General features: G+C 54.9%; 17 protein-coding genes. 14 read left to right on the top strand and 3 right to left on the bottom strand.

The genetic code is table 11. From position 1 onward, the window contains the following. From ON072_RS14280 to ON072_RS14230, 11 genes are all read left to right on the top strand, one after another. Positions 1–2576, top strand: a 2576-nt coding sequence (locus ON072_RS14280; RefSeq protein ID WP_274626076.1) for a type VI secretion system Vgr family protein, incomplete at its 5' end; no start/stop codon positions are given. Next, positions 2576–3133, top strand: a complete 558-nt coding sequence (locus tag ON072_RS14275; protein ID WP_107006115.1) for a hypothetical protein — start codon at positions 2576–2578, stop codon at positions 3131–3133. The genes ON072_RS14280 and ON072_RS14275, both read left to right, overlap by 1 nt. Before the next feature lie 45 nt (positions 3134–3178). Beyond that, positions 3179–4042 carry a DUF4123 domain-containing protein gene (locus ON072_RS14270; RefSeq protein ID WP_107006114.1) on the top strand — a complete coding sequence of 288 codons (864 nt, stop codon included), beginning with the start codon at positions 3179–3181 and terminating at the stop codon, positions 4040–4042. Continuing rightward, positions 4039–6120, top strand: coding sequence for a DUF2235 domain-containing protein (locus tag ON072_RS14265; RefSeq protein ID WP_261752920.1), 2082 nt, complete (start codon positions 4039–4041; stop codon positions 6118–6120). Before ON072_RS14270 ends, ON072_RS14265 begins: the two co-directional genes overlap by 4 nt. Position 6121: 1 nt before the next feature. After that, positions 6122–7231 (top strand): DUF2931 family protein, encoded by a 1110-nt coding sequence (locus ON072_RS14260; RefSeq protein ID WP_107006112.1) that lies wholly within the window; start codon positions 6122–6124, stop codon positions 7229–7231. A gap of 22 nt (positions 7232–7253) precedes the next feature. Then, positions 7254–7538, top strand: a complete 285-nt coding sequence (locus ON072_RS14255) for a type VI secretion system PAAR protein (protein ID WP_025886893.1) — start codon at positions 7254–7256, stop codon at positions 7536–7538. Between the two features lie 100 nt (positions 7539–7638). Then, positions 7639–8220, top strand: coding sequence for a hypothetical protein (locus ON072_RS14250; protein WP_025009963.1), 582 nt, complete (start codon positions 7639–7641; stop codon positions 8218–8220). A 91-nt stretch (positions 8221–8311) separates the two neighbouring features. Further along, on the top strand, positions 8312–8899 hold the full coding sequence (locus ON072_RS14245; RefSeq protein ID WP_054745896.1) for a hypothetical protein: 588 nt from the start codon (positions 8312–8314) through the stop codon (positions 8897–8899). Positions 8900–8902: 3 nt separating this feature from the next. After that, positions 8903–9985: a rhomboid family intramembrane serine protease gene (locus ON072_RS14240; protein ID WP_025886895.1), complete on the top strand. Its 1083-nt coding sequence runs from the start codon at positions 8903–8905 to the stop codon at positions 9983–9985. A gap of 254 nt (positions 9986–10239) precedes the next feature. Continuing rightward, a complete protein-coding gene (locus ON072_RS14235) occupies positions 10240–10575 on the top strand; it encodes a hypothetical protein (protein ID WP_025009965.1) in 336 nt (111 codons plus the stop codon). A 65-nt stretch (positions 10576–10640) separates the two neighbouring features. Further along, positions 10641–11231 (top strand): CBS domain-containing protein, encoded by a 591-nt coding sequence (locus tag ON072_RS14230; protein ID WP_109247528.1) that lies wholly within the window; start codon positions 10641–10643, stop codon positions 11229–11231. A 63-nt stretch (positions 11232–11294) separates the two neighbouring features. Here ON072_RS14230 and ON072_RS14225 read toward each other — a convergent pair whose 3' ends face one another. The 3 genes from ON072_RS14225 to pntA all read right to left on the bottom strand — a co-directional run bounded on the left by ON072_RS14225 (position 11295) and on the right by pntA (position 15717). Then, positions 11295–12539: an alpha/beta hydrolase gene (locus tag ON072_RS14225; protein ID WP_261752921.1), complete on the bottom strand. Its 1245-nt coding sequence runs from the start codon at positions 12537–12539 to the stop codon at positions 11295–11297. 155 nt (positions 12540–12694) lie between these two features. Continuing rightward, positions 12695–14179 (bottom strand): Re/Si-specific NAD(P)(+) transhydrogenase subunit beta, encoded by a 1485-nt coding sequence (pntB, locus tag ON072_RS14220; RefSeq protein WP_025009970.1) that lies wholly within the window; start codon positions 14177–14179, stop codon positions 12695–12697. Between the two features lie 11 nt (positions 14180–14190). Then, the gene (pntA, locus tag ON072_RS14215) at positions 14191–15717 is read right to left on the bottom strand and encodes a Re/Si-specific NAD(P)(+) transhydrogenase subunit alpha (RefSeq protein WP_221059445.1); all 1527 of its coding nucleotides are present in this window, start codon (positions 15715–15717) and stop codon (positions 14191–14193) included. A 433-nt stretch (positions 15718–16150) separates the two neighbouring features. Here pntA and ON072_RS14210 point away from each other — a divergent pair, with 433 nt between their 5' ends. The 3 genes from ON072_RS14210 to ON072_RS14200 are packed head-to-tail and all read left to right on the top strand — an operon-like array spanning position 16151 to position 20458. Further along, positions 16151–17965 (top strand): assimilatory sulfite reductase (NADPH) flavoprotein subunit, encoded by a 1815-nt coding sequence (locus ON072_RS14210; RefSeq protein WP_123115761.1) that lies wholly within the window; start codon positions 16151–16153, stop codon positions 17963–17965. Between the two features lie 32 nt (positions 17966–17997). Next, complete coding sequence (gene cysI / locus ON072_RS14205; RefSeq protein ID WP_107006107.1) at positions 17998–19704, top strand: assimilatory sulfite reductase (NADPH) hemoprotein subunit; 1707 nt, start codon at positions 17998–18000, stop codon at positions 19702–19704. Further along, entirely contained in the window at positions 19697–20458 is a 762-nt protein-coding gene (locus tag ON072_RS14200) for a phosphoadenylyl-sulfate reductase (protein WP_208180849.1), read from the top strand. Before cysI ends, ON072_RS14200 begins: the two co-directional genes overlap by 8 nt. Positions 20459–20919 lie beyond the last annotated feature (461 nt).

Below are 20919 nucleotides of genomic sequence, written 5' to 3'. Positions count from 1 at the left end.
GTCCTTATGTGGTTGAGCTTGAGTTGCTGAGTCGCCGGGACGATATCAAGGCGAGCGATTTGGTGGACCAGAGCGGGGTACTGAGTTGGTGGCAGGACGGCGAATGCCAACGAGAATTGCACGGCATAGTAAGCCGCTTTGGCCGCGGCGACAGCGGCCACAGACAGACCCGCTACCGGCTGAGACTGGAGCCGGCCCTGAGCCGCCTGCAACTGCGGCGCAACAGCCGCATCTTCCAGGAAAAGAGCCTGACCGACATCATCGCGGTACTGTTCGGCGAAATGGGCATTACCGACTACGCCTTTCGCTGTGACCCGCGCCATGAAAGCCGCAAACGTGAATACTGCGTGCAGTATGGCGAGAGCGACTTTGACTTCTTCGAGCGCCTGACCCGCGAAGCGGGACTGTTCTACTACTTCGAGCACAGCAGCGACAAACACACCCTGGTGCTGTGCGATGCACTGGACAAACTGAGCCTGAGCCCCCACAGCTACCCCTACAACGCCCTGGCGGGAGGACTCGCCGAGCAGGCGAGTGTCCGCAGCGCCGAATACCGCCACCGCCGTGCCGAGAGCGGGGCCACCCTCAAGGACTACAGCTTCCGCAAACCGGCCTACAGCTTCTTGCAACCGAGCACAGAGGATGCAGACTGGCAACAGAGCGGCTATGAACACTTCGACTACCCGGGGCGTTACAAGGACGATGCCGACGGCAAACTGTTCAGCAAGGTGCGCCTGGCGGGACTGCGACGGGAGAGCGAACAGCTGCTGCTCAAGAGTGACCAACTGCAGGCGTTGAGCGGGCAGAAGTTTGCCCTGAGCGAACACCCGGATGCGAGCCTTAATCGCGAATGGGTGATAGTGGGGGTCAGCCACACCGGCGAGCAGGGCAATGCGGCGGAAGAGGACAACAGCAGCCGCGGCACGACTTACAGTAACGAGATAGTGGCGGTGCCATCCTCCATGCAATGGCAAGCGGAGCCGAAGGCCAAACCACAGATGGCCGGGCCGCAGATAGCGACCGTGGTGGGGCCGAAGGATGAAGAGATATTTTGTGACGAATACGGCCGGGTGAAGGTGCAATTCCCCTGGGACAGATATGCCAAGGGTGACGAGCACGGCAGTTGCTGGATACGGGTCAGCCAGGGCTGGGCCGGTGGTCAATATGGCTTTATGGCACTGCCACGGATAGGGCATGAAGTGATAGTGTCGTTTCTGGACGGCGACCCGGACCAACCCATCATCACCGGCCGGGCCTTCCATGCGGTGAACCAGGTGCCTTACGCGCTGCCGGCCCACAAGACCCGCACCGTGCTGAAGACCCAGAGCCACAAGGGCGAGGGCAGCAACGAGCTGAGGTTTGAGGATGAAGCGGGGGAAGAGGAGATTTACCTGCACGCGCAGAAAGACCTGAACCTACTGACCGAGAATGACAGACACGAGCATATCAAGCACGACAGCCACCTGGATGTGGACAATGAAAGGCGCAGCCGTATCGGCGGCAACGACCACCTGACGGTGTTGGGCGAGTCCCGTCAGCAGGTAACAGGCGACAAGAGCCTGATAGTGGATGGCAGCCAACAGATCAAGGTTGCAGACAAATACCTGCTGCAGGCCGGGCCGGAAATTCAACTGAAAGCCGGTGCCAAGATAGTGATCGAGTCCGGTGCCGAAGTAACGCTTAAGGCCGGTGGCAGTTTTGTCAAAGTCGATCCGGCCGGGGTGCATCTTTCCGGCCCAGGGATCAACCTCAACTCAGGGGGCAGCCCAGGCAGTGCAAGTGGTTTCAGCGGTTTGGCACCTGTGTTACCCGGTGCGGTTGAACAGGCGGTATTGCCTCAGGGGGGAAGTGTTCCCCTATCTGCGCTGTTGGTTGCCGAGGAGTTCGCCGCGCCTGCGGTGCAGGTGTGCCCGCTGACCGAAGAGGAGGCTCAATCTCAGCCTCAAGCTCAGACGCAAAGCGCTGCTGAGACTTCAGCTGAAGCCGATACGGCAGAAACAGCAGATGCTGCGGCCGGTGGCGGAGCGGCTTCTGCAGTGGCGCCCGGTGCCGCTGATAGTCAACAAGCTGAGACCCAGCCACAGACAGAAGAAACTGAAGCCGAGCGTTTTCGCCGTGAAGTGATCCGGCCGACGCTGGCAAAACTCGATGTGGTCGATGAAGATGCCGAAATTCTATTGCTGGGGACGGCAGCTCATGAGAGTCATCTGACCATGAGAGATCAGATGGGTAATGGGCCCGCCAAGGGACTGTACCAGATGGAACCGGCGACCCACAATGATATCTGGGACAACTTCCTGAAGTATAAGTCGAAATTGGCGAAGAAGGTTTCGGCACTGCAAGGCTCGGATGACAGATTATCCGAGCTGCGCAACAATGATGAATACGCCACCGCCATGGCTTATGTGCACTATGCCAGAGCCAGATTCAGAACCGGAGAGGCCTTCCCTGATGGTCAGGATATCAAGGCGGTAGCCAAATATTGGAAGCAATACTACAACACTGTGCTTGGTAAGGGCACTGTGGAGAAATTTGAACAGGACTGGTGGCGTATCACCGGTAAGGCAGACAAATAATGAGGCAGTTGGTATTAGCTTGGGTGTTGTTGTGTTGCGGTGCGATTCCGGCTTGGGCAACAACAGCAGAAAACGGTTTTTCCCAGAAGTCAGCGGAGGCGAGTTTAACGCTTGAGTTGCGGACTATCGCCAGAGTGGATGTCTCCGCCCTCTGGTTTACCGATAGCGAAGGCGATCGCATGCCCACCGCGGAGCTTTATCTGACGCAATATAATCGCCAGGGTTATCCGCGGATCATCGACGGTTTCACAGGCCATACCCCCCAATTGCAAGCGGTTGATCTCGACGGAGATGGACAAGTTGAGATTCTGCTTAGATACAAGGCAGGCGGGCATCAGACCCTGATGAATGTTTATCGGCTCGAGGGCAATCTGCTGCGGCGACTGCCTTCCGATGATTTGGTATCGGATAGAGATGGAATAGAACTGCAGTACACCTCCGCCGGAGAGCCAAGAATCAGAGTCATCAGCAGCAGAGATACAAATGCGGATAAGGCTTTGCTGGTTATCACAGATTACCGCTTGCAAGATGGCAAGCTGGTTGAAGCCAAGGATTGATTGCTGCCGGAGCCGCCGTGCGGCTTTGGTTATCAAGGAGTGGAAATGTTTGTGCAACGGAATGACACCCTGAGTGAATCAGGCTATTGGCTGCTTAATCCCCTGGCCAATGAAAAGTTGCTGCCCGCTTATTATCAACAGGGCGGCGTGGATGCCGTGCCTTTGTTTCAGGGCACCTTGCTCGAGTCCCATAAGGATAAGGGGCCATGGTTGGTGCCGGCACGGCCGGAACTGTTGCAGCATGCGCCATTTGCCGATTGCCCTATTCTGGCGCTGGAGAGTCATTTGCCCAGGCCGCAACTGCTTGCCCACTTGAAGAGCCTGTTGCTGGCGGCATGTGATGGTGAGCGAGTGGTATTCCGCTTCTATGACCCCAGAGTGCTGCAACCTATGCTGCCGCGCTTGAGCCAAGTTGAGTTAGGGGCTTTTCTGGGGCCGATAACCCGTTTGAGCTTTGTCGGCAAGCCGCTGCCAAGCGGCAACAGCGACGACCCTATGGATGAGGCGCAGCATCTTGACCCCGCCAGCCCTGTTAAGGCCCAGCATGGCAGCATTGTGGTGCAGCACCCGGGCGAGCCCGGTTATACCGAGCATGCGGATATCTGGTGGCAGATGAAACCCGAGCATCTGGCCGGACAAAGCGACATCCAGCGCCATATCTATATTGTTGAGCGCCAGTTATGGCGAGAGTTGCATCCCTTGATGAGCCAGCAACCCAAGCGGCGGGAGATCATTAAGGCGGCGATTCTGCGGGGGCGTGAACAAGGGGTGGATGAAGAGGATATCCCTGTGTTTGCTGCCGCGCGTCTGGGGCGCAGTGTCAGCTATCCTATGCCGGCGATCGCCCAAGGAATGAGATTGAATCAACAGGACTTTTTGAATTTGGCTAAATGGATGGAGCATGCATGAGTCAGCACACTATCCCCTGTGAAACCTTAACCGACTGGATTGAAATCGACTTTCGTGATGAAAGCAATCAGCCCTTATCCGGGTTAACAGCCACTGTTACCGATGCCGCCGGCAACAGTCGACAGCTCAAGCTGACGGGGGGGCCGCAACTGATCACCTGCTTGGCGCCGGGGGCGGTGACGCTGACTTTTGATACCGACAGCTGGCTCAAAGCTGTGATGTCCAGGCGTCCCCTGAATGCTGCCGAAACCTCGGCCGTGCCTGAATATGTTAAGGCGGCCAAGGGCTTCAACAATACGGTTAAACAGCATTTGCAGGCAACGGTTGGTGATTTTTGGCAACAGCCGCCCACAGCAGCCGTGGCCGAGCGCCATCAAGCCGGGAAAGGCAAGAGTGGTGCCGTAGAGTTGCTCAGCCGCAACTCCTATGTAGTGGAGATCCAGGCATTCAAATGGTTAACCGTGCGTATGGGGCTGTTTTTCGATGGCACAGCCAACAACACCTATAACGTTGATTGGGGCCGGCAACAGCAGGAGCGGGCGGCGCATTACTGTATGAACCGCTTCTCGGTGGAGTCACAGGAGCAGGCCCTGGAACTGGCGGCTCAGTGTCAGGCACCCATGCCCAAGGCGATGGAGAATCTCAGTGCCACCAATGAATACACCAATGTGCAGAAACTTGAGTGGCTTTACGCCAATCAACTCTATGGCGCGGGCCTTTTGCAGTTTGGCTTGTATGTCAAAGGGATAGGTACATCTCTGGAAGAGCCAGCTAACGGTATAGATGATGATGATGCCTTTGCCGGGGTGGCTGCCGGACGTGGGGATAACGGTGTTGAGTCCCGGGTGGAGCAGGCATTGAATGATGTCTGTCAGAACAAGCTCAAGTCGCAGTGGGGCCGCCTTGCCAACCAGTATGATGGCGTAGGCAAGTTTGAGTTTGATCTCTTTGGTTTCAGTCGTGGGGCTGCGGCGGCACGTCATTGCGCCAACATGGTGCTCAGGGAAAAAGATAATCTGTTCCAGGCCGCGCTGGCGAAGCATTGCAGCGATGTACCGCTGCGCTCGGATATCGACTGGCAAAACAATGAGCATTGTCAGATCCACTTCGTCGGTATTTACGATACCGTCGCCGCAATTGCGACCCTGTGGGACGGTATAGATCCCCATGATGAACACAATGGGGATGTGAAGCTCTGGCTGGATCCCAAGCGGGTGAAGAAGGTGGTGCATCTCACTGCCAATCCAAGGGATGAGTTCAGGTATAACTTCTCGCTCAATAGTCTCAACAACGCCTCTCGAAACCCAACGGCACCCTTCTTTGAGGCTGTATTGCCCGGGGCACACTCAGATCTTGGCGGTGGCTACTATTCACGCCAGTTTTTCGATGGCAAGGTGCAGTCCTACAACCCGCTGTTTACCGAGACCAAGCTGGTTGCCGCCTATCACAGCCGCTTGCCGAAAAACGCCGTCAGCAGCAATAGCCCGGTGGCCTTTGGTCAAGGGGACGATCCGGCATTAACCGCCAAGGTGATGGCCTCCAATGCAGGTAAAAAGGTGCTGCGGGAAATCGACCGTTTGGTCACCATGAACTGGTGTCAGACCTCGGACTTGAGTATCGATTATGTAGTCAGGCCTGTATTGCAGGGCAACAAGAACAGGGAGCCGGAAGAGAGGGTAACGGTGAAGCTGACCATGACGCGGATTGTTGAAGGGGATCTGTCACGCCTGTATCTAAGGCTGATGGCCGGTTTGGCCAAGTTCAGCGGCGTGAACTTTGATAAAGGCGCCTTCGAGCAGAAATGGAGCTCGGACAGCAGCTACAAGGTGGAAGATCTCAACAGTCACTTTAACCTGCTTGGCCGTTCATTCGCCGCTATTTGCGAAGAGGTATTGCAGCAGGCTACGCAGGGGCAACTGCACCCGCTGCTTGGCGATGAATCTTTCAGGCGGGCACTGAGGCCACACTTTATTCACCACAGCGCCGATGTGGTATCGGTCGCCGGTGGTTTTATCGTGCCTTATATCCCCAACGACGGCAATGCTCGCGCCGTGCACCCGGCCGTAAAAGGGAAATAGTATGCCTATGGGGTTTGCCACAGTACTTCGCCTGTTGTTATTGCTGATGAGCGGCTTTCTGTTTGCCTGCTCGGGAGGCAGCATGAGCGCCAGAGCCGCGTCTCAGAGCGAAGGTATTCCCTGGGATATAGAGATAGTGGCGCCTTTTTACTATGAAGTCATGCCCATGGGCAATCCTGTGCCGACTGTCTATGGCCTCAATAGTAAACAGGACTGGACTTCGGTGCATACCGGCTTTCGGCGGATCCCGGACCTCAAGACCCATAAGGCCAATGCCTCCGGAGGGCTGGATCCCTGGACACTGGATTTTTGTTTCAACTGCATCAGCAGTTTTTATAACGCCGATGCCTATGTTCAGCCGCCGGAAGAGATATTTATCCGCTATCTGGCGCTCACTGAAGAGCGGGTCTATGAACTGAGTTTCCGCCTGCCTGATGAGTTGCAGCGGCAGATGTTGGCCGCGGCAACCGGTGATAATGACAGTGGTAAAGCTTGTCAAACCGGCATTTTATTTGGCTTGTTGCCGGGCGGCGAAGCCAAGGTTTGGCTCGCGGTTTGCGGCCGTTATCAGTACCTGCGTCAGGCCCAGGCTCAGTTTGGCCCCATGACACTCGATACAAGCGACAGGGATTATCGCCAGTATATGCTGGCCATTGAAGGGCAGAGGCGCAAAAATGCCGCGTCCGCAGAGCCTTTGCTGCCTGTCCGCCCTGAGAGGCTGGAGTCGATGCGCCAAAGTGGCCCGGGAATGGAGCAAGAACCGGCGTTGGTGAGCGATAGTCGCTGCTGGGCCGATAAGCCCGAGCGCCCCTTGAGCCCACAAACGCCGCTTAGTCTGCAGCAACAACGCTGGCTCAGCCGTTTATGGCTCAATGCCAAGCCACTGCTGAATAGCAGTGAACTCTATTACAGCTTGCCTCAGGCGGTAACTCTGGCCTGGGAGGAAGCCGCCGCCAAGGGCCTGAGTCCAAGAGAGTCTGAATTATGGGTGCTGGCCAGAGTGGCTGCATCATCGAGCGGCGAGTTGGCACCCTTGGCAGCCAGGCTGCAGTTGACAGATACAGAGCTTGCCAGGGTGCAGCAATGGGCAGATGAATTTTGCGGACGTTAATCAAGGTATTAAGGAGTCAGTTATGGGTAATGCCGTTAAGTTGGGCGATATAGGGACAGATCATGATGGGTTTCCACCCACGCCGGTGACTTCGGCCTCTTCCACGGTCAAGGTGGATGGTATTCCGCTGGCACGTCAGGGCGATTCATTGGCCCCCCACGACAAGCCCAAACATCCGCCGCACCCTCGTACCATTGCCGCGGGTTCGGGCAGTGTTTTTATCGATGGGAAACCCGCCGCCAGAACCGGCGATGCGGTTGACTGCGGCGGTACTCTGGTGGGCGGTGGCACTGTGAATATTGGTTGAGATCTGAGCGGTAAAAATGGCCCATGGGACTGGCTCGTTGCAGTGGCCTTCTGTATGATGGCGGCCTTGAAAATTCAGTCAGTTCCACAGAGGTATCGAAATGGAAGTCAATCAAGAGCAGAGCCAGCGTCGCGGCGCCAAAAAGATCAGATTTGATAATCAGGAGTTGGTGAAAACCAGCTTTTGGGTCAGCCAAATTTTTATGATTATCGCCACTGTTGCCGGGGTTTATTTGGCGGCGCAGGAAGGTCTGTCACAGGCGATTAAGTTTGATAGCCTGACCAATATGCAGAACAACTATCATCTGCAACATTCTCTCTATGAAGAGCTGAAAGACAATGTCACTGTAATGACAGAGTATGCTGAGCGAATAGAGAAAGAAAAACCTTATAATATCAAAGAATATCATCCAGTTATGGCGGACTTTGTCTGGCAAAACATGAAGTATTCTGCCTACACCCTGGAAACCCCCAGCGATATCCTCTCCGGTGCCCGTCGTTTCTACATGGGCTCTGAAGATATTGTCGGCAAAATTGAACGTAAGTTCTATGGCCCAAGCTTTGGTACCAAACAACTGAGAGTGCTGATTGAAGAGGTCGAAACCAAGACCTTGCCCAAGTTGGAGCAGAGCTATAAGAAGATGGCCGACGAACTGAAACGTGCCGGTATGGATGTAAACTGACAACTCCGGTTGTTGCTTGGGAATCGGCCGACGGATAACTGAGTTTCCCGGACTCACAATGACAGGTTAAATACCATCATTGGGAGTTGCTATGGAAAGGAAATCTGAGCCGGTATCAAACGGCCGTAAAATTCATTTTGACAATAGTGAGCTGGTGAAAACCAGCTTCTGGGTGAGCCAGCTGTTGATGGTGCTGGCAACGGTTTTGGGCGTTTATCTGGCGGCGCAGCAGGGGCTGTCACAGGCGATTAAGTTTGATTCTCTGGTCAATACCCAGAACAACTATCATCTACAACGTGCCTTGTATGACGAAGTGCGGGATAACCTGCAGACGCTGGAAGCCTATATGGCGGACATAGATAAACTCAGACCGCTGGACTTGCGGTCATTGCATCCCCAGCTTAGCGATTTTGTCTGGCAAAACATGTATTACTCGGCCAATGCACTGGAAACACCGGCTGAGATCCTGACCGCTATCCGCAGGTTCAGAATTGAATCTGCCCAGCTGATTGAAAAAATGGAAAAGCAAGAGTTGAGCCGCGGTGTCGGTACAACCAGGTTAAGAGCCTTGGTAGGGAAGATTTCGGCCGATACTCTGCCTAAGCTGCAACTGAGTTTCCAGCGTATGGAGCTTGAGTTGCAGCGTAGTGGCATGGATGTGAATATCACAGAGGAATAATCCATGAGTTTAAAATGTCCCGGGTGTCACAGCGAGTCGATGCGCACCTTTGAGCTTTACGGTGAGCAGGTGGACAGCTGCAATCAATGTGAAGGCATCTGGTTTGACAACGGCGAGCTTAACGGTGCGCTGTCAACAGCCGACAATGGCAACGATCATGTGCGCATCGAGGAGTCGCTGGGGCCGCACCTCGGGCTTTCCAAGCGCCAGTGTATGCACTGTGAAGAACAGATGCACAGATACCATCTGATGGACGGCTATCAGATAGAGCTGGATGTCTGCCACAGTTGCAGTGGGGTTTGGGTCGATAAGGATGAAAGGGATAAGGTGGTGCAATCCCCAAGGCTGCAAGGTCTACTGGCCGAGCTGAATGGCAAGATCAGTGTGAAGACCTGGCTGTTTCAGTTTTTGTCGCAAATGCCGGTGGAGTTTAATCTCAAAACCCGTTCACAACCCGCCATCACCTACCTGCTGCTGGCACTCAATATCATGATCTTTGCCGCCTATGGCACAGACTTGGACATAGCCGATACCGTGTTTGCCAACTTTGCCCTGCGGGCCGATGAGGTGTTGCACGGCAGCCATGTATGGACCCTGTTCAGCCATATGTTCCTTCACGGCGACTGGATTCACCTGGCGGGCAATATGTACTTCCTCTATGTGGTTGGCGACAATCTGGAAGACGCCTTGGGACGCATGAGATTCCTTGGGCTTTATCTGCTTTGTGGCCTAGCGGCTGCGGCGGTGCAGATTATTGCTGATCCCGGCTCCAATATCCCTATGGTGGGTGCCAGTGGTGCCATTGCCGGCCTGTTTGGTATGTATCTATTGTGGTTCCGTCATGCCAGCCTGACCTTTATGTTTGTTATCTACCAGAAGAAGCTGTCGCCTATGGCTTTCTTTGCCATCTGGCTGGTATTCAACGTGGTTGGTTTGATGATGGCCGGTGAAGGCGTGGCTTACTGGGCTCATATCGGTGGCTTTGCCATGGGACTTATCCTGGGGTTTGGCCTCAAATCCAGAGTGATGCAGCAAAATCCCTTGCTGGCGATGCTTAATGAGCCAGAGGTGAAGATCCGTCGCTGAGTTTCAGTTAGGTTCGTAGGTAAGGTGCGAATAAGTCCTCGTGGCACTCTCTGATGCAGAGAGTGGCTTGCACAGCAATTGGCGTTCAAGGCATCCGACTGAAGGCATGCCGGGGCCTGTCGAAGTCGGCCTTCTCTAATAAACCCCGGTCAGTTCTCTGAGCGGGGTTTATTTTTTACCGCTGAAAAATATTGCGCTTTTTTCCAAGGCAGTGTTATTGTCGGCAAATGGGTGTTTTGAGATCTGGATCACAGATGAGCCGAATCGAGAGGTGGTTTGCATTATTGCTGGTCAGTATTTTGCTGACGGGCACTCTTGCTGCTATCCCTAAGGCCCATTCTCAGCAGGTTTCTCTGGTACCGGTTTCAGCCTCAATACCTCTGGCGGTGCAGGGAGATAATTCCCAAGGCCTGTTCCTCAAGACGCTGACAGATTCTCAGGAGCCGACGCTTCCGAAACAGAAATCTACTCATCTGGCGCCTTCGGCCGAGTTGGTACTGCGCTTGCCGTCGCTGGAGTCATTGCAATCCCATGCACTGCATGTATTTCCTCAGGCACAGACCCGCGCACCGCCATTAGACCTCATTTGAAAACCGTCTTTCGGGTTCGCACTAATGCGAAGCCCGGCAACCCAGTTTCCAAGTGAGGTAACAATATGAAAACACTTCATCCTTTTGCGATTGCCAGCAACGACAGGCTGCAAGCCTCTGCTTTAGCCAATCAACTCAACCCTTATGACAATGCCTTCGAGGCCATGATGGACTTCAGCCACAGTGCACGTATGGTCATCAGTGCCGATATGCCGGCGCCTGATGCCTCAGCCCTGATGCAGAGTGAACACAGCGCATTGCACTTTGTCATTAATGCCCGTCATGAAATGCTGGGTATTATCACCCAGGAGCTGTTGGCGCCGGACAATCTGCTCAAGCTTGTCGACAAGGCCCATCAACCTTCCTCCTGGACGGTATTTGATTTGATGCTGCCAAGAGAGCAACTGCAGGCACTGGCCTATGATGAGGTTGCCAACGCCAGTGTCGCCGATGTGTTGCAGAGCCTGCGTCACAGCCGCGAGAACTATTTTGTTGTGGTCGATACCCAGACCCATCAGATCCGCGGATTGTTAAGCCTGGCCGATATCAGCCATCGTTTGAATGTCGGCCAGTTTAGGGAAGATAAGGGTGGCAATCTGCTGAATATTCTGCGGCAGATAAACACCAGTCATGGCCTGGTTCAGCAGATAGCCTGATTTCGGCGCTGTTTCCAATATTTTGATCGATAAAGGTCCGGTAGCCTTGGCGCGCCGGGCCTATTACTGCAGTTCCCACCACTCCCAGCTTTCCAGTTGATAGGCTTCGGCCAGTTCCAGCGCCTTGGCATGAGCTGCTTTTGCCCCAAGGCTGTCGCCTTCAGCCGCCAGTGCCAGGCTCAGTTGTTGCTGCCAATCAGCCTGGGTTGCGCCCGCTTTTGAGGTCATCAGCAAGAGTTCCTTGGCCAGCTTAAACTCGCCCCGGTTGTTGAGCACTTTGGCAAAGCCGGCACTCAGCTCTGCAAGATCCTCTGGAAACTGCTTCTTGGCCAGGTTGAGCACTTCGGCCATCTTTGATTTCTGCTCGCTGTAATAGAGGTACTTTCCCAAGGTGTAGGCCTGCAGCCAGTCGAAATGAAAGCCGCTCCAAAGTGTTTTCTTGGCCTCAAAGTGCGCCAGTACCGCTTCATAATCGCCAAGCTGCATCAAGGGGCCAACATCGGTAAAGTAACCTGGCGTCAGGCTTTCCAGACCGGCAAGCAGCGCCGGCATGGCGGTGCTGTAGTGCGTCTCTGAGGGAAAGAAACGGTAGTCGAAGTGCCATTCGGACGCCTGCTCAGCGAGCAGTTTTCTGAATTCATCCACACCCATGCCTTGCTCGTTGGCCAGAGAGAGAAAAAGCCTGGGGTAGGCCGATGTCTGCCTAGGCTGTTTCAGCCAAGGAGCTGCCCGCTCAAGCAGCGCCATATTGTCGTACCAGATGCTGGGACTCATGGCGAGAAAAGCACTGAAAGGACTCTTGGATTGCAACATCATCTGCAGGCTCAGCAAGCCCCCCAGAGAATAACCGGCAAGGGCATTGTGGCCCGAGGTGCGGTAGTGTTTGTCGATATAGGGCACGAGTTCCTGTTGCAGGTGGGCGAGCATTTTGTCGCTGCCGCCAAATTCTGCGCCCTCAGCCGATGGCCAGGTGGTGGAGTAGAGGTAGTCTTTCTGCCCCTGCATGGCGATACCCACTACTATCATGGGCGGTATCTTGCCCATTCTGGCGAGGTTATTGACCGCAGCAGAGACATGGCGGAATTGGAAGTCGGCATCGACGATATAGAGCACGGGATAACGGCGACCACTGTCTTGGGTGGCATGGTAGCGTTCCGGCAAGGACAGCATCCAGCGCCGCTCGCTTTGGTAGACCTTGGATGCCAGAGTATCACTGTAGCCATAGAGCAAAGGCTCTGGCTTGGCCAGGGCAACTGAACTTAAAAGAAGTGCCGGCAATAAAGCCAGCAGCGGCAGCCTGAGTTTCATGGTTCATCCTTGGTTGTTTTTTAATTTTGTACCTGAATAAACTCCTGGAGGAAAGTGGCTATAGGCACGACCACTGGCAGAGGCAAGCACAAGGCAAAAGAAGAGGGAGCCATCAGGCTCCCTCTGTTAGTCATGCTGTAGCTGCGATAGGCCGCTTAGAGTGATTTCAAAATCGCTTCTACGCTGGCCTTGGCATCGCCGAACAACATCTGGGTGTTGTCTTTGAAGAACAGTGGGTTCTGCACCCCGGCATAACCTGTGTTCATCGAGCGTTTGAAGCCGATGACATTGCGGGCCTTCCACACTTCCAGTACCGGCATGCCGGCGATTGGGCTGGAAGGATCTTCAGTGGCCGCCGGGTTAACCGTATCGTTGGCACCTATCACCAGTACTGTATCTGTGTCTTCGAAATCATCATTGATCTCGTCCATCTCCAGCACTATGTCATAAGGCACTTTGGCCTCGGCCAACAGCACGTTCATATGGCCCGGCAGACGCCCGGCAACCGGGTGGATACCGAAGCGCACCTTAACCCCCAGATTACGCAGTTTCTGGGTGATCTCGGCCACGGGATACTGTGCCTGGGCTACTGCCATGCCGTATCCGGGGGTGATGATCACTGAGCTGGAGTTTTTCAGCAGCTCGGCCACATCCTCGGCCGTGGTTTCACGGTATTCGCCCATCTCTTCATCACCGCTGGAAACGGCGCCATCGGTACCGAAACCGCCGGCAATCACAGAGATAAAGGAACGGTTCATCGCCTTACACATGATGTAAGACAGGATGGCACCGGAAGAACCCACCAGGGCACCTGTGACGATCAGCAGGTCGTTGGACAACATAAAGCCCGCCGCTGCAGCCGCCCAGCCAGAGTAGGAGTTGAGCATGGATACCACAACCGGCATGTCGGCGCCGCCTATGCTGGCTACCAGGTGCCAACCAAAGGCAAAGGCTATCAGTGTCATGATAAGCAGAGGCCAGATACTGCCACCTACGTTGACGAAGTAAATCATCAGCAGCAGGGATACCACAACCGCCAGCAGGTTGAGCTTGTGGCGATGAGGCAACATCATCGGCTTGGAGGAGATTATGCCTCTGAGTTTTCCGAATGCGACTACTGAGCCGGTGAAGGTCACGGCACCGATGAAGATCCCCAGGAAGACTTCCACCAGGTGGATGTTGAGCATGGCGCCTGTCATGGGCTCATGGGCTGCCGAGGCGGCGGCTTGCTCTATGGCTGCCCTGGCGGCTTCCAGAGTGGCATTGAGGTCATTACCGACAGTGACTATCACTTCGTTCATCGCCTGTGGGTGCAGGCCGAGGAAAGAGTTGAAACCCACCAATACGGCGGCCATACCCACAAAGCTGTGGAGAATGGCGACCAGCTCAGGCATTTCTGTCATCTCAACCTTGAGCGCCAGACGAATACCTATGGCACCGCCTATCACCATGGCGAGAATGATCCAGTGAACACCATTGGTTTCAGGATTCAGTATGGTAGCGATCAAAGCGATCGACATCCCTATGATCCCAAACAGGTTTCCATTTTTTGCAGACTCCTGCTTCGATAAGCCGGCGAGGCTTAAGATGAAGAACAGGGCCGCTATGATATAGGCTGCTGTTACCAGTCCTTGAGACACGATATACCCCCTTAATCCTTACGGAACATCTTCAGCATGCGCTGGGTGACGGTAAAGCCACCGAAGATGTTGATACTGGCAATCAGCACGGCGATAAATGCCAGTGCGGTCATCAGAGCTGAGCCCTGGCCAACCTGCAGCAGTGCACCTACCACAATAATGCCGGAAATAGCGTTGGTGACTGACATCAATGGCGTATGCAGCGCATGAGTCACGTTCCAAACCACGTAGTAACCCACCACACAGGCGAGCACGAATACAGTAAAGTGCGACAGGAACTCAGCCGGAGCCACCGAGGCTACGGCACCGAAGGCGGCCACACCCAGAGCGCCCAAAATATACTTGAGCTTGGATGGCACTTTCTCTTCTGCTTTTTTCGGCTCAACTTTGGCTGCCGGTTTCTTGGGCGCCGCGGTCACAGAGATCTGTGGTGGCGGGAAGGTGACTTCACCGGCCTTGACGACCGTCATGTTGCGCATCACCACGTCTTCGAAGTCTATGTTGGCGTTGCCGTCTTTCTCCTTGCACATCAACTTCATCAGGTTCACCAGGTTGGTGCCGTAAAGCTGGGATGACTGTGCCGGTAAACGCCCTGGCAGATCTGTGTAACCTATGACTTTAACGCCATTGTCGGTCACAAAGAGTTCGCCGCTTTTGGTGTATTCGCAGTTGCCACCGGTGGCGGCCGCCAGGTCCACTATCACTGAGCCCGGCTTCATGGAGTCGACCATCTCTTTGGTGATGAGCTTGGGCGCAGGCTTGCCTGGAATCAGTGCGGTGGTGATGATGATATCCACTTCCTTGGCTTGCTCGGCGAACAGCGCCATTTCAGCCTTGATGAATTCATCAGACATCACTTTGGCATAGCCATCGCTGGAAGAGCCGTCTTCCCCGCCGAAGTCCAGCTTAAGGAACTCACCGCCCATGGACTCGATCTGCTCGGCCACTTCCAGACGGGTATCGAAGGCGCGTACTATGGCGCCCAATGAACCGGCGGCACCAATGGCGGCAAGACCGGCAACCCCGGCACCTATCACTAACACCTTGGCCGGTGGGACTTTACCCGCGGCAGTGATTTGGCCGGTAAAGAAGCGGCCAAACTCGTGGGCAGCTTCCACTACGGCGCGATAACCGCCGATATTGGCCATGGAGGAGAGGGCGTCAAGGGACTGGGCACGGGAGATCCGCGGCACCATGTCCATTGCCATCACGTTGATGTTGCGTTGTGACAGCTTTTCCACCAACTCAGGATTCTGGGCCGGCCAGATAAAACTTATCAGGGTGGCACCATCTTTGATTTGGCTGATTTCATCTTCGGTTGGCGCGTTGACCTTAAAGATCAAGTCGGCCTGCCATACATTCGGTACCACACTGGCACCGGCGGCTTCGAAGGCGGCATCACTGAAGCTGGACAGCGCACCCGCGTCTGCTTCCACTGCCACTTCAAAGCCGAGTTTTTTAAGTTGCTCTACCGTTGCCGGGGTCGCAGCGACCCGGGTTTCACCGGCGAGACTCTCTCTCGGTATTCCAATCTGCATGACTATTCCCTGATGGTTGATAAACAAAATTCACCCCGCCAAAACTCCGCTGGCAGAGTGAAAGAATGCAAGTCTGTTGACCTGGACTCGGGGACTGGTCTTTCCCTTCCATTGGGGACTTCCTGAAATCTTCTCAGGAACCAAGCCCGCTCATGAATGAAATCCTGGGTGTGGGGTACAGATATTCCCTTCATGGCACCTAGCGTGCTTTTGGCATTGTCGCAAGTCTTTCAATGGAAACAAGCTCATATTCTTCATGTGGTGTGTTTCTCCACTGGTCAGAGCAAATTCTTTGCGCCAGGCCACACTTTTGTAGCTTAATTTTTATACCATGCATATTCCTTATTGATATAAAAAATTAAATATTATTCTTTTTTGCTTTTCGATGGCGGGGCTAAGCTTGCTGACATTACTCTGTCACCGGGCCGTCTCAATGTTACTGAAAGAACTCTCTTCACTGGCTTCGCCACTCTCAGCGCCACAAGTGGATAAGCTTAAACAACTCACCGCCGAGCTCAGCCCGCTGCAGCTGGCATGGGTCAGTGGTTATCTGGCCGCCAGCGCTCAGGGGCAGGAGGGCGCTCCCCCCCAAAGCCAGAGCGGGCAAACTCTGACCATACTCTATGGCAGTCAGACGGGCAATGGCCGGGGTATCGCCAAGGCGTTGGCCGCCAAGGCCCAGAGTCTGGGCTATGGAGTTAACCTGGCATCTATGGGCGAATACAATGTCCGTAACCTCAAGCAGGAAACCCTGCTGGTGGCCGTAGTGAGTACCCATGGTGAAGGTGAAGCTCCCGATGATGCCATTGAGCTGCACAAGTTTCTCGGCTCCAAACGTGCCCCCAAGCTGGATAAGCTTCAGTATGCGGTTCTCTCTCTGGGAGATTCCTCCTATGAGTTTTTCTGCCAGACAGGCAAAGACTTCGATGCCCGCCTGAGTGCCCTCGGGGCCAAGCCTTTACTGCCGAGAGTGGACTGTGATGTGGACTATCAGTCACAGAGCGACAACTGGCAAACCGAACTCCTCGAGCGGGTTAAGCCTCTGTTGCAGGTGGCCGATGGCGCTGCGACCAATGTAGTGTCTATCAATGCCGCCAATGCAGGTATCAATAGCAATACCGGCCTGGAGTATGACAAGCAAAACCCCTACAGCGCCGAAGTGATAGTCAGCCAGAAACTGACGGGCCGCGATTCACTCAAGGATATCCGTCATCTGGAAATCGATTTGGGCGAGTCGGCCATCAGCTATCAGGCGGGTGATGCGCTGGGGGTCTATTTCCATAACGATGAGGCTCTGGTGGCCGAAATTCTCGAGGCGCTGGCGCTGGAGCCGGATACCCGGGTCCAGCTTGGCGCCGAGTCTTTGGAGCTGCGTGATGCCTTGATTGAGCACAAAGAGCTGACCCAACTCTATCCAGGTCTGGTGCAGTTTTGGGCCGAAACCGTACAGAGCGACGAGCTGCTTACTATTAGCCAAGACAAGGAGCAGACCCGGCGGTTTATTCTCAGCCACCAACTGGTGGACCTGGTGAAACGTTATCCTCTCAATGGCGCCAAGCTGGATTCGGCCCAGGCTCTGTTGGACAAGCTTCGCCCCATTACCCCAAGGCTATACTCCATTGCCTCGAGTCAGAGTGAAGTGGAGTCCGAAGTGCATCTCACAGTGGCGCTGGTGGAAGAGGAGCGTGATGGCCAACGCCGTTTCGGCGCCGCATCTCACTTCCTGGCCCGGGCCGAGGAGGGCGCTCAGGTGCGGGTGTATGTGGAACCCAACAAGCACTTCCGCCTGCCCGAAGACCCACAGACGCCTGTGATCATGATAGGCCCGGGAACCGGTGTCGCGCCATTTCGGGCCTTCATGCAGCAAAGAGTGGCCGAGGGCGTGGCAGGCGACAGCTGGCTGTTCTTCGGTAATCCCCATTTCGAGCAGGATTTTCTCTATCAGACCGAGTGGCAACAGTACCTCAAGAGTGGTGCCCTGAGCCGGATCTCGCTGGCCTTCTCCCGGGATCAAGCGGAGAAAGTCTATGTTCAGCACAAGATTAAACAACAGGCCAAAGAGCTGTGGCAGTGGCTTGAGCGCGGGGCTCATATCTACCTGTGCGGCGATGCCGAGCGAATGGCCAAAGATGTGCACCAGGCACTGCTGGAAGTGGCCATGGAGCAAGGCGGTTTGACGAGCGAGGCGGCCGAAGCGTTTCTCGATCAACTGCGCAGCGCCAAGCGTTACCAGAAAGATGTCTACTGAGCTGAAGAACCTAGGAATAAAGAGATAAGGCCATGAGTGAGCAGAAATTATCCGCCAACGAGCATATCAAGACCGACAGTGACTATCTGCGCGGCACTATACGCGAGGGCCTGGGCACGGAAGTGACAGGCGCCTTCAGCGACGACGATCAGCAGTTGATCAAGTTTCACGGTTTCTATCAGCAGGACGACAGGGATCTGCGCAACGAGCGTAAGGAGCAAAAGCTCGAGCCGCTGTACAGCTTTATGCTGCGTGCCCGGGTGCCGGGTGGTGTCTGTACTCCAGAGCAGTGGCTGGGCGTGGACAAGATAGCCTCGGAGCTGACCAGCTCCAACAGCATACGTTTGACGACCCGGCAGACATTTCAGTATCACGGCATCCCCAAGCGCAACCTGAAAACCATTATTCAGGGGCTGGACCGGGAAGCGCTGGACTCGATTGCCGCCTGTGGTGATGTGAACCGCAACGTCATGTGTAACCCCAACCCGGTAGAGTCCAAGCTGCATCAGCAGGCTTATTTCTGGGCCAAGAAGTTGTCGGATCATCTGCTGCCGCACACCCGTGCCTATGCCGAAATTTGGCTCGATGAGGAGAAGCTGCTCAGCACAGAAGACGAGCAGCCAGCCAAGGTCGAGCCTGTGTACGGCAAGACCTACCTGCCGCGTAAGTTCAAGATGGCGGTAGCTGTGCCACCGGACAACGACGTGGATGTTTACACCAATGACCTGGGTTTTATTGCCGTGGCGCAAGAGGGCGAGCTGGTGGGCTTCAATCTGGTGGCCGGTGGCGGTATGGGCTCGACCCATGGCGAAGTGGAAACCTTCCCGCGGCTGGCCGATGACTTTGGTTTTATCAAGGCCGAAGACACCATTAAGTTTGCCGAGGCCGTGATGACGGTGCAGCGCGATTGGGGTAACCGCAGCAATCGTAAACGCTCCCGTCTCAAATACACCATAGTGGATCACGGCTTTGAGGCCTTTAAGGCCGAGGTTGAGAAGCGCGCCGGGGTTAAGTTCGCCCCCAAGCGTGAGGTGGTCATAGGGGATCGCGGCGACAGATACGGTTGGGTTAAAGGCATAGACAACCACTGGCATCTGACCCTGTTTATCGAAGGTGGCCGGGTGAAGGATACCCAGGGTAAGTTGTTGCAGACCGGGCTTCGGGAAATCGCCAAGATACATAAGGGCGATTTTCGGATGACTTCCAACCAGAACATCATCATCGCCAAAGTGGCGGATGAGGATAAGGCTGAAATCGAAGCACTGGCACGTAAGCATGGCCTGATGGGGCAGGTGATCACCGCAACCCGTGGCCATTCTATCGCCTGTGTGGCGCTGCCGACCTGCGCCCTGGCCATGGCCGAAGCCGAGCGTTATTTCCCCGAGTTTATCGACCATGTGGATGCGCTGCAGGCCAAGCACGCCATAGGTGAGCAGGCGATAGTAGTGCGCATGACGGGCTGCCCCAACGGCTGTGCCCGCCCCTTTGCCGCCGAAATCGGTTTTGTGGGCAAGGCTCCCGGGCGCTACAACATGTATCTGGGCGCCAGCTTTGAAGGCACCAGATTGAACAAGATGTACCGTGAAAATATTCAGGAAGCCGAGATCCTCAGCGAGCTCGATGCCCTGTTTGGTCGCTATGCCGCCGAGCGCGAAACCGGCGAGAGTTTCGGTGATTTCACGGTGCGCGCCGGAATAGTAAAACCTGTATTGGACGCAGCGAGGGACTTTCATGGCTGATACCACAAGTTTATTGCACAGCGCCGAGGCGCTGCTGGCCTTGCTGGATGCGCCGGCCTCTGAGCAGCAAAGCGCCCTGGCTGCCATCAATGACTATCTTGCAAGATTGAGTGCCGAGGAGCGGATCCAATGGGCCCTGGCCTATCTGCCCGGGAGCCATGCCTTGTCGTCCAGCTTTGGTATTCAGGCGGCAGTGATGCTGCATCTGGTGAACTCGGTGCAGCAAGACACGCAAGTGATCTTGACCGACACCGGCTACCTGTTTCCCGAGACCTACCGTTTTATCGATCAACTGACAGAACGACTCGGACTCAATCTCAAGGTCTATCGGGCCGAGACGAGCGCTGCCTGGCAGGAGGCCAGATTCGGTAAGCTTTGGCAGCAGGGGCTTGAGGGGCTGGAGCAATATAATCGCATCAACAAGGTGGAACCGATGCAGCGGGCACTGGCTGAGCTGGAAGTTGGCACCTGGTTTGCCGGTTTGCGCCGTTCCCAGGCATCGACCCGGGAAGGGTTGCCGATTTTGGCCATCCACGGCAAGCGCTACAAGATGTTGCCGATTATCGAGTGGAGCAACAAACAGGTGCATGAGTATCTCAAACGCTATGACTTGCCCTATCACCCCCTCTGGGAGCAGGGTTATGTCTCTGTGGGCGATACCCATTCAAGCAAGCCCCTGGAACTGGGGATGACGGAAGAAGAGACTCGTTTCAACGGGCTAAAACGCGAGTGTGGATTGCACTACGAGATCTGATTTGTGGCCGCTGTCATCAGCGGCTTTTTTTTGCTTGTGGACAAGTTGAAATGATTGTCATCTTGTGGTCATCTTGGGGCATTAGTCTTGGCAATTCTGATTGTTAATGCCTTTGGATAATCGGACCTCATACTTTAGTACATATTTGTTCACAGGGTTATGCACAGGATGTTTTTCTGGTTTATAATCCAAAGTTCCCGCTGGGGAAAGTGTGATATGCCATTCTGTATCGGGTGTTTTTATGAAACATCGGCTTAGCGGCAGGCAGTGAGGTCGGCAATACACATCAAGACGGCTCGCCCTTATGGCATCGGTTGCCCAGGTTTTTCAGCAGTCGGTCGCGAGTGACCCCGAGCTTTGATTGGCTTGCTGGCGCAGCTTCAAAGCACTCTCCGTGTCCCGGATAGCCCGATCACCCTTTCATGGGGCTATCCGGGAATTGTTTCTTCCTTGCTTCAATC

The organism is Shewanella sp. K8 (assembly GCF_028823715.1).
GTDB classification, from domain to species: domain Bacteria; phylum Pseudomonadota; class Gammaproteobacteria; order Enterobacterales; family Shewanellaceae; genus Shewanella; species Shewanella algae.
Note: the sequence above shows the minus strand (reverse complement) of the source record. Positions and strands in the feature narration are given on the sequence as shown.

What these genes read in the sequence shown, in the direction of transcription:
- ON072_RS14275 (WP_107006115.1), top strand. Translation starts at nt 2,576, where the DNA reads ATGAGGCAGTTGGTATTAGCTTGGGTGTTGTTGTGTTGCGGTGCGATT.
- ON072_RS14270 (WP_107006114.1), top strand. Translation starts at nt 3,179, where the DNA reads ATGTTTGTGCAACGGAATGACACCCTGAGTGAATCAGGCTATTGGCTG.
- ON072_RS14265 (WP_261752920.1), top strand. Translation starts at nt 4,039, where the DNA reads ATGAGTCAGCACACTATCCCCTGTGAAACCTTAACCGACTGGATTGAA.
- ON072_RS14260 (WP_107006112.1), top strand. Translation starts at nt 6,122, where the DNA reads ATGCCTATGGGGTTTGCCACAGTACTTCGCCTGTTGTTATTGCTGATG.
- ON072_RS14255 (WP_025886893.1), top strand. Translation starts at nt 7,254, where the DNA reads ATGGGTAATGCCGTTAAGTTGGGCGATATAGGGACAGATCATGATGGG.
- ON072_RS14250 (WP_025009963.1), top strand. Translation starts at nt 7,639, where the DNA reads ATGGAAGTCAATCAAGAGCAGAGCCAGCGTCGCGGCGCCAAAAAGATC.
- ON072_RS14245 (WP_054745896.1), top strand. Translation starts at nt 8,312, where the DNA reads ATGGAAAGGAAATCTGAGCCGGTATCAAACGGCCGTAAAATTCATTTT.
- ON072_RS14240 (WP_025886895.1), top strand. Translation starts at nt 8,903, where the DNA reads ATGAGTTTAAAATGTCCCGGGTGTCACAGCGAGTCGATGCGCACCTTT.
- ON072_RS14235 (WP_025009965.1), top strand. Translation starts at nt 10,240, where the DNA reads ATGAGCCGAATCGAGAGGTGGTTTGCATTATTGCTGGTCAGTATTTTG.
- ON072_RS14230 (WP_109247528.1), top strand. Translation starts at nt 10,641, where the DNA reads ATGAAAACACTTCATCCTTTTGCGATTGCCAGCAACGACAGGCTGCAA.
- ON072_RS14225 (WP_261752921.1), bottom strand. Translation starts at nt 12,539, where the DNA reads ATGAAACTCAGGCTGCCGCTGCTGGCTTTATTGCCGGCACTTCTTTTA.
- pntA (WP_221059445.1), bottom strand. Translation starts at nt 15,717, where the DNA reads ATGCAGATTGGAATACCGAGAGAGAGTCTCGCCGGTGAAACCCGGGTC.
- ON072_RS14210 (WP_123115761.1), top strand. Translation starts at nt 16,151, where the DNA reads ATGTTACTGAAAGAACTCTCTTCACTGGCTTCGCCACTCTCAGCGCCA.
- cysI (WP_107006107.1), top strand. Translation starts at nt 17,998, where the DNA reads ATGAGTGAGCAGAAATTATCCGCCAACGAGCATATCAAGACCGACAGT.
- ON072_RS14200 (WP_208180849.1), top strand. Translation starts at nt 19,697, where the DNA reads ATGGCTGATACCACAAGTTTATTGCACAGCGCCGAGGCGCTGCTGGCC.